Annotated in this window: 13 protein-coding genes; 7 read left to right on the top strand and 6 right to left on the bottom strand. The window is 51.9% G+C overall.

All coding sequences use genetic code 11. The features are described from left to right. Positions 1 to 813 carry a protein YdhT gene (ydhT, locus tag LY264_RS13760; RefSeq protein WP_048226690.1) on the top strand — a complete coding sequence of 271 codons (813 nt, stop codon included), beginning with the start codon at positions 1 to 3 and terminating at the stop codon, positions 811 to 813. A 9-nt stretch (positions 814 to 822) separates the two neighbouring features. Here ydhT and LY264_RS13755 read toward each other — a convergent pair whose 3' ends face one another. From LY264_RS13755 to LY264_RS13740, 4 genes are read right to left on the bottom strand one after another with little or no spacing between them, the layout of a single operon-like run. Beyond that, positions 823 to 1500 carry an amino acid ABC transporter permease gene (locus LY264_RS13755; protein ID WP_003832686.1) on the bottom strand — a complete coding sequence of 226 codons (678 nt, stop codon included), beginning with the start codon at positions 1498 to 1500 and terminating at the stop codon, positions 823 to 825. After that, entirely contained in the window at positions 1490 to 2275 is a 786-nt protein-coding gene (locus tag LY264_RS13750; RefSeq protein WP_071692386.1) for an amino acid ABC transporter permease, read from the bottom strand. Before LY264_RS13750 ends, LY264_RS13755 begins: the two co-directional genes overlap by 11 nt. Further along, the gene (locus LY264_RS13745; protein ID WP_071692387.1) at positions 2275 to 3093 is read right to left on the bottom strand and encodes an amino acid ABC transporter ATP-binding protein; all 819 of its coding nucleotides are present in this window, start codon (positions 3091 to 3093) and stop codon (positions 2275 to 2277) included. The genes LY264_RS13750 and LY264_RS13745 overlap by 1 nt, the downstream gene beginning before the upstream one ends. A 1-nt stretch (position 3094) precedes the next feature. Further along, entirely contained in the window at positions 3095 to 3928 is an 834-nt protein-coding gene (locus tag LY264_RS13740; RefSeq protein ID WP_048226684.1) for an ABC transporter substrate-binding protein, read from the bottom strand. Between the two features lie 305 nt (positions 3929 to 4233). Here LY264_RS13740 and LY264_RS13735 point away from each other — a divergent pair, with 305 nt between their 5' ends. Then, the gene (locus LY264_RS13735) at positions 4234 to 5127 is read left to right on the top strand and encodes a LysR family transcriptional regulator (RefSeq protein WP_048226682.1); all 894 of its coding nucleotides are present in this window, start codon (positions 4234 to 4236) and stop codon (positions 5125 to 5127) included. 52 nt (positions 5128 to 5179) lie between these two features. Here LY264_RS13735 and LY264_RS13730 read toward each other — a convergent pair whose 3' ends face one another. Both LY264_RS13730 and LY264_RS13725 read right to left on the bottom strand, forming a co-directional pair. Further along, positions 5180 to 5320: a hypothetical protein gene (locus LY264_RS13730; RefSeq protein WP_003832695.1), complete on the bottom strand. Its 141-nt coding sequence runs from the start codon at positions 5318 to 5320 to the stop codon at positions 5180 to 5182. 93 nt (positions 5321 to 5413) lie between these two features. Further along, positions 5414 to 6145, bottom strand: a complete 732-nt coding sequence (locus LY264_RS13725; RefSeq protein WP_048226681.1) for a FadR/GntR family transcriptional regulator — start codon at positions 6143 to 6145, stop codon at positions 5414 to 5416. 193 nt (positions 6146 to 6338) lie between these two features. Here LY264_RS13725 and LY264_RS13720 point away from each other — a divergent pair, with 193 nt between their 5' ends. The 5 genes from LY264_RS13720 to LY264_RS13700 are packed head-to-tail and all read left to right on the top strand — an operon-like array spanning position 6339 to position 11894. Continuing rightward, on the top strand, positions 6339 to 7238 hold the full coding sequence (locus LY264_RS13720) for a 2-dehydro-3-deoxygalactonokinase (protein WP_048226680.1): 900 nt from the start codon (positions 6339 to 6341) through the stop codon (positions 7236 to 7238). After that, on the top strand, positions 7231 to 7893 hold the full coding sequence (locus LY264_RS13715) for a 2-dehydro-3-deoxy-6-phosphogalactonate aldolase (RefSeq protein ID WP_048226678.1): 663 nt from the start codon (positions 7231 to 7233) through the stop codon (positions 7891 to 7893). Before LY264_RS13720 ends, LY264_RS13715 begins: the two co-directional genes overlap by 8 nt. 19 nt (positions 7894 to 7912) lie before the next feature. Beyond that, entirely contained in the window at positions 7913 to 9283 is a 1371-nt protein-coding gene (locus tag LY264_RS13710; protein WP_122984009.1) for an MFS transporter, read from the top strand. Then, positions 9280 to 10995 carry a dihydroxy-acid dehydratase gene (gene ilvD, locus LY264_RS13705; protein WP_048226676.1) on the top strand — a complete coding sequence of 572 codons (1716 nt, stop codon included), beginning with the start codon at positions 9280 to 9282 and terminating at the stop codon, positions 10993 to 10995. The genes LY264_RS13710 and ilvD overlap by 4 nt, the downstream gene beginning before the upstream one ends. Further along, positions 10992 to 11894 (top strand): dihydrodipicolinate synthase family protein, encoded by a 903-nt coding sequence (locus LY264_RS13700; protein WP_048226674.1) that lies wholly within the window; start codon positions 10992 to 10994, stop codon positions 11892 to 11894. Before ilvD ends, LY264_RS13700 begins: the two co-directional genes overlap by 4 nt. Positions 11895 to 12106: the final 212 nt, after the last annotated feature.

The raw sequence follows: 12106 nt of genomic DNA, 5'->3' as shown, positions 1-12106 counted from the left end.
ATGATGATTACGCGAAGTGACTTACGGGCCTGGCGTGTTGGGCCCGTCATGTACCGCTGGTTTCTACGTGCGTTTCCCGCAGGAGGAAGCTATGCCGATGTTCATCGTGCGCTCCAGCGGGAAGGGTATACCGATTGGGCAAATAGCCTGGTGGAATACGGCTGGTCAAAATGGCGGGAAGAGGCGAGTTTTGCTCAGCAGGATATTGACGCAATGGGGAATATTTCCTGTGAGCAAGCCGCGGGGGAAACTAGTCGTCCGTTGGCGAGTGCGGAAGATTATGCCCGATTTAGCAGTGCGTGTGACAACGTTAAAATTGCCAGCGCCGGGTATGCTGCACAGATCGCCTGTGCCGGTTACAGCGCACGGATTGGCTGTGTAGGCTATAACACGCATATCGGCAGTTCAGGCGATCGCGGGCGAATAGCGATTGCGGGAAACTCGGCGCGTATCAGCAGTGTGGGCGATGGAACACGTATTGCCAGTACTGGCATGCGCGTACGTATCAGTTCGCTCGGCGACCGAAATCGGATTGCCAGTAGCGGTGATTTAACCCAACTGGCCTGTTTTGGCGCAGAGGCGAAAATCGCTAACTGCGCGGACAATATCCACATTATTGCCAGCGGAGAGAACGCCGTTGTTGCCAGTACCGGTGCTGTCGACTCGATAATTCTTGGTCCCGGCGGATGTGCGGCGCTGGCTTATCATGATGGCAAAAGAATGCGTTTTGCGCTTGCCGTTGAAGGGGAAAATAACATTCGGGCGGGCGTGAAATATCGGCTCAACGAAGACCATCAGTTCGTGGAATGTTGAGCCGAGAGGTCATTTTAGTGCGAATCGGCGCTGGGTGATTTTTTCAAGGCTAAAGCACAGCAGGTAATAAACCAGCCCGGTAAAGATAAAAATGGCTGCGGGGTAAATTTGCACCCGGCTGTTAACCTGACCGGCAACTGTCGTGAGTTCCGGCACGTTAACGATAAACGCTAGTGACGTGTCCTTCAGCAGCCCAATAAAAATCCCTGTCAGCGACGGTAGTACGTTACGCAGCACCTGCGGCAGCAAGATAAGCCACAGGGCCTGATCCGGGCGAAAACCCTGAACGACTGCCGCTTCATATTGCCCGCCAGGCAGTGCGCTAATTCCAGCATACACCGAGTGCATCACCGAGGCGGCGGTGAACCATGCCAGCGCCAGCGTCACGGTAACGGCACCGGGCAGATCGCTTCCGGTCAGCATGGGTAGCAAATACCACATCCAGAAAATCACAAAGATGAGCGGAATGCCGCGAATAAATTCCGCCCAGATAAACAACCCGTTGCGAACCGCGCCCGGAAATCGCCAGGCACAACAGGCAAGAACGATCCCGCCAGGCAGCGCCAGCAAAGCCGCACCGATAGCCATCAGCAAAGTGAGCAGGACGCCACCGGGTTGCCCCTCAGCTACACGTCCCCACAGGAGATAGTCAAGATTGTCGGTAATGACCGAAACATTAGCGATCATGCAGTATGCTCCTGACGCTGAAGATGCGCATTCTTATCTTTGACGATTTACCCGACGCAGACTGCGGGCCAAGACGGGTAAGCAGCATACCCAGAACGATGCCGGTAAACAGATAGAGTGCAGTGCCAACGGCAAAGGCTTCCAGCGCGTGCGCGTTGTAGCTCTCAATTTGCCGTACCTGGTAGGTGAGCTCAGCAAATCCAATACCGCTGGCAAGCGAGGAAAGCTTCATCAGGTTGAGATATTGCCCAACAATCGGTTGCCAGGCGTTTGCCAGCCCCTGAGGCAGCAGAATGTGACGAAATATCGCCCAGGATGAAAAGCCCTGCGACACGGCAGCCTCGCGTTGTCCGTCAGAAACAGCCTGTAAACCCGAAGCGATCTCTTCAACCAAAAATGCTGAGATAAATACCCCCAACCCCCATGCTGAACAGATAAATTCCGGCGTTAACCACCAGACATCACCCGGCAAAATTGACCATGGATGATCGGCATTGATAAAGCTAATGACGTTACGGGGTAGCCAGTTCCAGGCGGCAAAATACCAGAACATCAGTTGCACCAGTAAAGGCGTGTTGCGAAACACCGAGACCCACACCCCGACCATCGCTTTAGCGAGACGATTGCCCGTCAGGCGCAGGCCGATCAGTGAGATGGCAATGAGCGTGGCGAGCACAATACCTGCCAGCGTCACCCAGAGCGTGGTGAGAAAACCGGAAATTATCCATTGCAGGGGTTGCCCGCTCAGCACCCCCTGCCAGTCCATTGCATGCATTATGACGATGACTCCTGGTGTAACGGGTCGAGCACTTTTTTCAGGAAACGCTGGGTTCTCGGGTGCTGTGGTCGGAGGAAAAAATCCTCAGGCGCGGCCACTTCCAGAATATCGCCACCATCGATGAAAACCACCCGATCGGCAATTTCGCGGGCAAAATGCATTTCGTGGGTCACGACGATCATGGTGATACCGCTGTGGGCCAAATTTTTCATTACCTGTAATACCTCGCCGATCATTTCCGGATCTAGCGCGGAAGTGGGCTCATCAAACAGAATAATTTGTGGGGACGAAGCCAGTGCGCGGGCGATGGCCACGCGCTGCTGCTGCCCACCGGACAACTGCGCGGCATAGGCGTTGGCTTTTTCCGCCAGTCCCACTTTTTCCAGCAACTCAAGTGCCCGACGATCCGCTTCCGTCTTGTTCCAGCCGTGAACATATTCCAGCGCCAGCGCGATGTTCTGCAGCGCAGTCAGGTGCGAATAGAGATTGAATTGCTGAAATACGAAACCGATACGGCTGCGTAACTGGCGTAATGCCGCCCCGCGCAACTGACTAATCGGTTTACCATCAATGAAAATTTCGCCACCGCTGAGCGACTCAAGCTGGTTGATAAGACGTATAAGAGTGGATTTTCCTGAGCCGGAAGGCCCCAGAATAGTCACCATTTCACCGGGTTCAACCGCCAGGTTAACGCCGTTAAGGACGGTATGAACGTCATACTGTTTTATCACATTGCGTAGTTCGACGCTTGCCTGACCCAATTGGGTAGAATCCGCAGCCGAAGCTGCGGAACGATGAAAAAGAGCTGAGAGCATATTACTGGGCTTCTATTTTAAAGGCGCGGGGCTGCGGATTTTTGGTTTCAGGGCCGAACCACACATCATAAATTTTTGCTGCCTGACCGGTAGACTCCAGCTTCAAAAGTTCATCGTTGACGGCTTTTAACAGCGCGGGTTCGCCTTTTTTTACCCCCACGCCGATCTCTTCTTTACTCAGCAGGTCCGGCAAAATTTTGAAATCCGCTTTATCCGGCGCACCGCTTAACAAGCCCGCCAGGATTGTACTGTCCTGGGTGATGGCCTGCACATTACCGTTGCGTAATGCGGTTAATGCCAGGGGAATATCGTCATAGGCCAGTACGCGCGACTGCGGGAAGCGCTGATGTAACGCCTGCTCACCGGTAGTCCCTTTTACTGCGCCGATTCGCGCTTTGCCGTATTCATCGAGCTTATCCGGAGATTTTGCTGGCACAAGGAACTGCTGGCCGGTAACAAAATATGGGACGGAGAAATCTATTACCTGCGCCCGTTCAGGTGTAATCGTGATATCCGCGACGATTAAATCAGCTTTACCAGATTGTAATAACGGAATGCGGTTTGCCGGATTGGTCGCTACCAGTTCCAGTTTTACACCAAGGGATTTGGCCAGCGCTTCGGCAAAATCAACGTCGTAGCCGACAATCTTATGGGTTTTGGCATCGACGGAGCCAAACGGAGGATTCGCGTCAAATGTCGCGACTTTGACTACGCCTGCGGCTTTGATATCGGCCAGTTGGTCAGCCTGAACCTGCGAGACGGTAAGTCCTGAGGCCAGCAGCACGCCCAATGCCAGCAGTGTTTTTTTAGCGCGGTAAGTTTTCGTTGCCATCATTGTATGAAATCCCTGTAGTTTTTGGTTTGTGCTTTTTACGCTCCCATAACTTACGGTTGGGACAAAATAAGAAAAAATTCTTATCTATATACAAAATGTTATTAGTGAAGGATGTGTTAATAGCGGGTGAAAATAATGCATGAGTGAAAGGTAAAATCGTGCATAAGCCTGGTAATAATTCGCATTTGGTTTTTGTGTGAGAGCACGCTTGAATAAGGTTGAGCTGTGCTAATGTCCAGAAATGCTACTGGAATACCCTCCGGACCTGTACCATATGTCACAACAGGTCTGGAGTGGGGATAAGCATGCTGCGTGATAATTTTAATGATCTCTATTATCTCATTATCGTTGCCCGCGAGCGGAGTTTTACGCGGGCTGCGGCAAAGCTCGGGGTCTCGCAGTCAGCGTTAAGCCATGCGATACGTGGACTCGAAGAGCGGCTGGATGTACGGCTTCTGACCCGCACCACGCGCAGCGTTGCGCCGACCGAAGCCGGAGAACGGCTTATCAACAGTATCAGCCCGCGTTTTGATGACATTGAAACAGAGCTGCTGGCATTAACCGATGTTCGTCAGCGCGTGGCCGGTAACATTCGCCTGACGCTGGGCGAACATGCATTGCAATCTACCGTCTGGCCCGCGCTGGAGCCGTTTTTGCAGGCTTACCCTGATGTGAATGTGGAAATGACCATCGACAATAGTCTGACGGATATTGTGACTGGCCGCTATGACGCGGGTATTCGGCTCGGTGAGCAGGTGGCAAAAGACATGGTCGCCGTCAGAATTGGCCCGGACTGGCGTATGGTAGTGGTGGGGTCACCGGCGTATTTTGCTCGTCATGGTAAACCACTCACCCCACACGATCTGCAAAACCATAACTGCATCAACATGCGCATGCCGACGTTGGGCGGGCTATATGCCTGGGAATTTAGCAAAGGCGGACAAGATTTGCGCGTGCGGGTTGAAGGGCAGCTTATTTTTAACAATCTCCCCCCACGGATTAGCGCAGCGATTGCTGGAATGGGGCTGGCTTTTGTGCCGGAAGACACTGTCGAACAGTCGGTGACTGACGGTGCGCTGGAAAAAGTGCTGGAGGACTGGTGCGAACCTTTCCAGGGCTATTATTTGTACTACCCCAGCAGAAAACAGCATACCGCCGCCTTTGCCCAACTGATTGAGGCCTTACGGTATACGGGTTGAAGTGGGTGGGGTTAACAGGCGATAAAAAACCGGCATTGCGCCGGTTTGGAAATCAGATTTTGCAGGCGTCGCCGCAGTCATTATCAGCAATAATTTCCTGCGCTTTCTTGTCTGCATCTTCCAGACGTTCAGCGTTACGCTCTTGCGCTTCTTCCAGTCCATCAAAGACCAGATTATCGAGATCAATTTCCATCATTCACCTGCTCAGGTTCAGCGTTTAACATCACGTTATTATATTGCAAAAATGTTGCTTAACAGCAGCGATTCTTGCTACTTAGCATCATCCCTAAATCAGTTGCGTATATTTTTCCGGCAGCGTGGCCCACAAATGGCGGTTTGCCGCGCTAAGTATTATATCGCGCATGCATTCACGCGCCGTAACGCCCTGGCGCAGGCGTATGGCTTCCAGTAACAGGCGATGCTGCTCTACGGCGTGTTCTGTTTCCCGCACTGATGACTCCTGCGTCTGTTTAAACGACAGCATCATGGCTGCTGAAAGTGCGTTGCCAATCGACATCAAAAATGGGTTATGACAGGACTTGAGTAGTGCGGTATGAAAGGCTAGATCGCCTTCCTCAAATAGCGCAATCTGATCCTGCTGCTGTCCGCGCAACATCAACGTCCAGGCTTCTTCAATGGCAGCCAAATCGCGGGCTGTCGCGTTGGCGGCGGCCAGAAAGGCGGCGTTAGGCTCAAACATCAGGCGCGTTACCACCAGTTGCTCCGCGACATCAGGTGAAATACCCACTTCCTCCATCCAGCCCAGCACGTCCGTATCCAAAAAACTCCAGAGTTCGCGCGGATTGACCGTACTGCGCCGCTTAGCCTGGATGGACAGCAAACCTTTTGCTGACAGGACATGCAGCGCGTTTCGTACAGAGGTCCGAGATGCCGAATATTGCACGGCAAGCTCATTTTCGCCGGGGAGCATCTCCCCATCGCTCAGGGTTCCGCGGATGATTTTCATCGCCAGATCGCGAGTGATCGTTTCAGAGATGGTGGCCAGGGAGGTCGTCATAGTCTGCCTTGAAAATTTGAGAGTTCCTCATTGTACGCACAAAACAAAGCGTTACGAATACAAAACAACAATTCTTGTCCTTTCAGATAGTGAAAAAAAACGTTTTATTTCACTTCACGATCGCGCTCACAGATCGCTCTGGTAAAATTAACTACATTCTTGTCATACAAGATTTGATGATTGAGGCTACAAGATGAAAAGGGAGTGGATCGCAATCGACTGGGGAACGTCGAATTTCCGCGCATGGTTAATGGCAGGGGATGATGTACTGGACAAACGCAATGCCAGCTACGGTCTTCTTCACGTCGAGCCGGGGCAATTTGATGCGACGTTAAAAATGTTACTTGGTGAGTGGATTGCTGAGGGAACGCCAATGGTTGCAATGGCCGGGATGGTGGGTTCGCAGCAGGGCTGGTATGAAGTTGACTATTGTTCGTTACCCGCCAGTGCCGATAGCTTGCTTGCGCACAGCAAAAGTTTCATGACCTCCTGGGGCAGCAAAGCATGGATTTTCCCTGGATTGCGTAAATCCCCTTCTGGTGACATGCCTGATGTGATGCGCGGTGAAGAGGTTCAGCTTCTGGGACTGTCTTTACTCGAAGACATCGATAATTTCCATGCGATTCTACCCGGCACACACAGCAAACATGCCCGGATGCAGCAGAGACAGATCGTTGATTTTTCGACTTATATGACCGGTGAGCTTTTTCAGGTGCTGATTTCGCACTCGCTGCTTGGTCGTGGTCTTCCTGATGCGGCGGCTGATGACAGCGCATTTTTACTCGGGGTGGAAGCATCCCGACGCCACGCGGCGCTAAGCCAACTCCTTTTTTCTACCCGAACGCTGCGTCTATCGGGTGAATTATCTGCTGAATCAGTCAGTGACTATCTCTCCGGTTTACTGATCGGATTGGAGTTTTCCACTGACAACATCAGTCCTGTCTGGCTGGTGGGTAGTGCGGCATTAACTCGCCGCTATCAGATGGCTGCCAACGCATTTGGTATTCAGACACGCTGCGTCGAGGGCGATCGCTGTTTTATCGCCGGAATGCAGTCTCTTCAACAACGTCTAACAGAGAAACGCTATGGATAGTTTTGACTTTGCCACGATGTGGCAGAAAACGCCGCTTCCGATGATCGCGATTTTACGCGGTCTGAGGCCAGAGGAAGCAGCGGAAATTGGTGATGTATTGCTGGAGGCGGGCTTTACCTGGCTGGAAGTACCGCTAAATTCACCGCGCGCGTTGGATTCTATCTCGCTGCTACGCGAACGCGTCGGCATGCGTGCTATCGTCGGCGCGGGTACGGTACTGACGACAGAGCAGGTTGATAGCGTCGTCGATGCGGGCGGGCAGGTAATTATCTCGCCAAATATGAATCCCTCGGTGATCCGCCGCAGCAGAGATCGAGGGGCTATCAGTTTACCGGGCGTCGCCACGCCGAGCGAAGCGTTTACTGCCCTGGACGCTGGGGCCAGCGGTCTGAAATTTTATCCTGCGGAAATGATCTCCCCGGACATACTGCGGGCTATGTGCGTGGTATTACCGCCTCACGTAGTTTGTATGCCGGTTGGTGGTGTTTCTGCCGAGGCGCAACAACTACAAAGATGGTGCGAGGCGGGCGCGAAAGGTTTTGGCTGCGGCGGAGGTTTATACCGCGCGGGCACAGAGTGCGAACAGGTTCGGCATAACGCGTTGGCCTATGCTCAGGCATGGCAACAGGTTAATAGCAGAGCGCAGCGCCAATAACAACTTAAGAGGCTGAAAGATGAATACGCGTACCCTCGATATTGAAAATAAAAATGCGGTTTATCGTAAAGTGACCCGACGGCTGATCCCGTTTTTAATCCTGTGTTATTTTTTCGCATATCTCGATCGTGTAAACGTGGGCTTCGCCAAACTCCACATGCAGGATGCGCTTAATCTTAGCGATACAGTGTATGGAATTGGCGCAGGTATCTTTTTTATCGGTTATTTTATTTTTGAAGTACCGAGCAACTTGTTGATGCAGCGTTTTGGTCCTCGTTTCTGGATTGCGCGCATCATGGCCAGTTGGGCAGTGTTGTCGGCACTGACGATGTTCGTTACCACGCCAACACAGTTCTACGTAGTGCGTTTTTTGCTTGGTGTAGCAGAGGCCGGTTTCTTCCCGGGTATTGTTTACTATTTAACCCTGTGGTTTCCCTCATGGCGTTCGGCGCGTACACTCGGGCTGTTTATTCTGGTGACGCCGTTATCCACTATTATCGGTAGTCCGCTCTCAGGACTGATCCTGAAAATGTTTGAAGGTGTCGGCCATCTGCATAACTGGCAGTGGTTATTCCTGGTAGAGGCAATCCCTTCATTCCTGTTGGCCTTCGTGGTGCTGCGTTATCTCGATAACGACGTGAAATCGGCGAAGTGGTTATCTGATGATGAAAAAGCGTTGATTGAGCAAGATCTACAAAAAGATCAGCTTGATAAAGTCGCCGCTAACGCGGGAATGCCGCAGCATAGTTTGTCCGCCATGTTCCGTAATCGCTTCGTCTGGCTGCTGGCGCTGATTTTCTTCAGTTTCAACATTGGCTATTACGGTATTAATTTCTGGCTTCCGTCGATTATCAAAAGCTCTGGCGTACAGGATGATTTTGCTATCGGTCTGCTGGCAGCGGTGCCCTATATCTTCGGTGCGGCCTGCATGTTGTGGAATAGCCGTCACTCCGATCTGAAACAAGAACGCCGCTGGCACATTGCGATTCCGGCGATAGTCGGGGCCATTGGTCTGACGTTCAGCGCGCTAAATGAAGGCTCCACGTTCTGGATGATGGCATGGATTTGCGTAGCAATGTCCGGCACGTTATCGCTGATTCCCACCTATATAAGCCTGCCAGGTACATTGCTTTCCGGTACGGCAGCGGCGGCAGGTATCGCGTTAGTGAACTCTATTGGCAATCTGGCTGGCTTCTTTGGCCCAACCGTTCTTGGCTGGCTGAAAGACACTACCGGCAGCACCAGCAGCGGACTGTATATTCTGGCGGGGTTTCTGGTGCTTTGCGCACCGCTTATTTTCCTCATTCCGGCACGGTTGATTAACCCTCGCGATCGTCAAGCCATGAAACCGGCAGAAAATAACGTATTAACGAAAAGAGGTCATATATGAGCAGTTGTGGCAGCGGGTGCGCAGGTTGCGGTGGCGAACACTTCAATCCGATCCTCAGTGGTGATGACGGTGCTTTAAAGCGCGCCTTGTATAAATCGATGGGTCATACGGACGAGCAGTTGCGTCGTCCCGTAATTGCTGTAGTGAATAGCTATACCAATGCGACGGCAGGACACGCCAATTTGAATGAACTGACCGCGCATGTGTTAAAAGGCATTGATGAAGCAGGCGGAGTGGGGATGGTGTTTGGCACCATTGCCCCTTGCGACGGTATTGCCGAAGGACACCTGGGTATGCGCTATATTCTGGCGGCACGCGAAATCATCGCCAGTTCGATCGAAGTAATGATGCGGGCCCACCGCTTCGATGGCATGGTGTTGCTGGGATCGTGCGACAAAATTGTCCCCGCTATGCTGATGGCTGCTGCGCGCCTTGATCTTCCGGCTATTCTGGTGAACGGTGGGCCAATGTATCCTGCCGAATACAAAGGTAAACACTGGGATGGCAATATCGTCACCGAAGCGATTGGCTGGAAACGTCGCGGTGAAATTGATGAGGCCGAGTTCCGTCATATTGAAGATATCGCCGAGCCGGGGCACGGCTCCTGTACCATGTACGGTACCGCTAATACGATGTGCTGTATTGCGGAAGTGCTGGGTATGAGCTTGCCTGGGAGTAGTATGCTGCCCGCAATTTCACGCGAACGCCGCGAGTGCGCCTTTGCGACAGGAATGACCGCGGTGGATCTGGTAAAGCGCGGTGTGAATGCGCGACAAATTATTACACGCGAATCAATCCGCAATGCGATGGCCTATCTGTTGGCGACGGGCGGCTCCACCAACGCCATTCTACATCTGCAGGCTATTTATTATGAAGCCGAGCTGGGTCATCTGCCGCTGGCTGAATTTGATGCGCTGAGTCATCAGGTACCACTGGTTGCTTCGCTCTATCCGGCATCGGAATACGATATGATCGATTTTTGGGAGGCTGGGGGGGTTGCGGCAGTTGAAAAAGAGATCGCTAATTTACTGGATCTCAATTGCCTGACGGTTAACGGACAGAAAAAAGGGGAATGGCTGATGAATGTTCCCTCTACTCGACGCCCGGAAGTTATCCATACTCTGGCCATTCCGGTACGTAATGAGTCAGGGGTTGCTGTCCTACACGGCAACCTGTCACCGATGGGTTGTGTAGTGAAACCCGCTGCTGTTCCGGACCATTTAATGATCTTCACCGGGCCTGCGGTGGTGTTTAACAGCGAAGATGAGGCCGTTGAGTCAATTCTCTCCGGTGATATTCAACCGGGTAGCGTATTGGTTCTGCGCTATGAAGGACCAAAGGGCGGACCGGGTATGCCGGAGATGTACAAGCCGATGAAATTCCTTGAAGGAATGAATCTCTCTGACTCCTGTGCGTTGATCACCGATGGGCGTTTTTCCGGTTCGAACCGCGGGTTGTTTGTGGGACATATCTCTCCAGAAGCCAGCGACGGAGGCGTTCTGGCACTGGTGGAAACAGGTGACTCAATCAGTATTAATATTCCGCAGCGAACATTGACGTTGAATGTAGCGGATGCCGTGCTGGATGAGCGTCAAAAAGGCTGTCATCTGGTGCATAAAGAGGTACCTCGTGGATTCTTGCGACTTTATCGTCGTTGGGCGTTACCGGCGGCGCAAGGCGCGGTACTGGCAGACAGAGAGGATTTGTCATGACAACGGTTACAAAGATTCAGGGCGTTAATCCCATTGTTGCAATGCCGTTTACGCCACAGGGTAAAGTCGATTTTACGAGTTTTCGCCGTCTGCTGGCCCACCTTTCGGACGTGGGTGTTAACGGACTGACGCTGTTTGGTATTGCCAGTGAGTTTCCGAAGCTCGACGACAGCGAACGGTTGCAGTTGGCGGAAATTTTTATTGCTGAATTAGCGAATAAAAGTGTATTTCGTGCACTGTCGGTCACCGATCACAGCACCGATCTGGCTGTTCGCCGTGCGCGGCGCTATCAGAGTATGGGGGCCGACGCACTGATGCTGCTTCCGCCATTCTTCCTGCAGCCGTCTCTTGCCAGCGTACAGGCGCATATCGCGGCGGTGCTGGAGGCTGTGACCATTCCTGTAATGGTGCAGTACGCGCCGGGAGAAACTGGATTTCCGGTCACTGCAGTTCAACTAGCCGAGATGGCTAAACGCTATCCACATGCAGTGTTTAAGATTGAATGCAATCCGCCAGTGGAGTACACCCGTGAGTTTCTACAGTACGCACCAGAGGCTCATGTGCTAAACGGTTATGCCGGTTTGTATATGCTTCAGATGCTTGAGGTAGGGGGCAAAGGTGTAATGCCTGGCTGCTCGTTTAGCGAAATTTATGTGCGAATTTATCGTCACTGGCTGGCAGGGGAACATCAACAGGCGGTGCAATTACATGAGGCGTTATTACCATACATTCAGCGCTGGATGCAGCACTGTGAGTATATTATCCAGGTTGAAAAGACAATATTACAACGACGCGGGATTATTGCTGATGATTATTGCCGCAAGCCGGGGTGGTCATTAACGAATGACGATGTAAACCACATTGATAGTTTTATTTCACAGTTCAATTTGTCGGCATGAGTAATTTGCAATAGAGGTATGAGCAAAACGTTTTAACCGTATGCTATGCACCGGATCGAACATCTTGATCCGGTGCAACTGTACTATGCCTTAAAGCATCATTTCTGTGTCTTCACCGCCACTCACATCAAATTTAATTGTTAATCATCTGTTTCTGTTATCTCGTAACCATCCGATTTTGTAGCAATGTGATGCGCGATCATTTTTAACAA

The organism is Citrobacter portucalensis, assembly GCF_023374935.1.
GTDB classification, from domain to species: domain Bacteria; phylum Pseudomonadota; class Gammaproteobacteria; order Enterobacterales; family Enterobacteriaceae; genus Citrobacter; species Citrobacter portucalensis.
The sequence above is the reverse complement of the archived record's forward strand: the minus strand, read 5'-3'. Positions and strand labels throughout refer to the sequence as shown.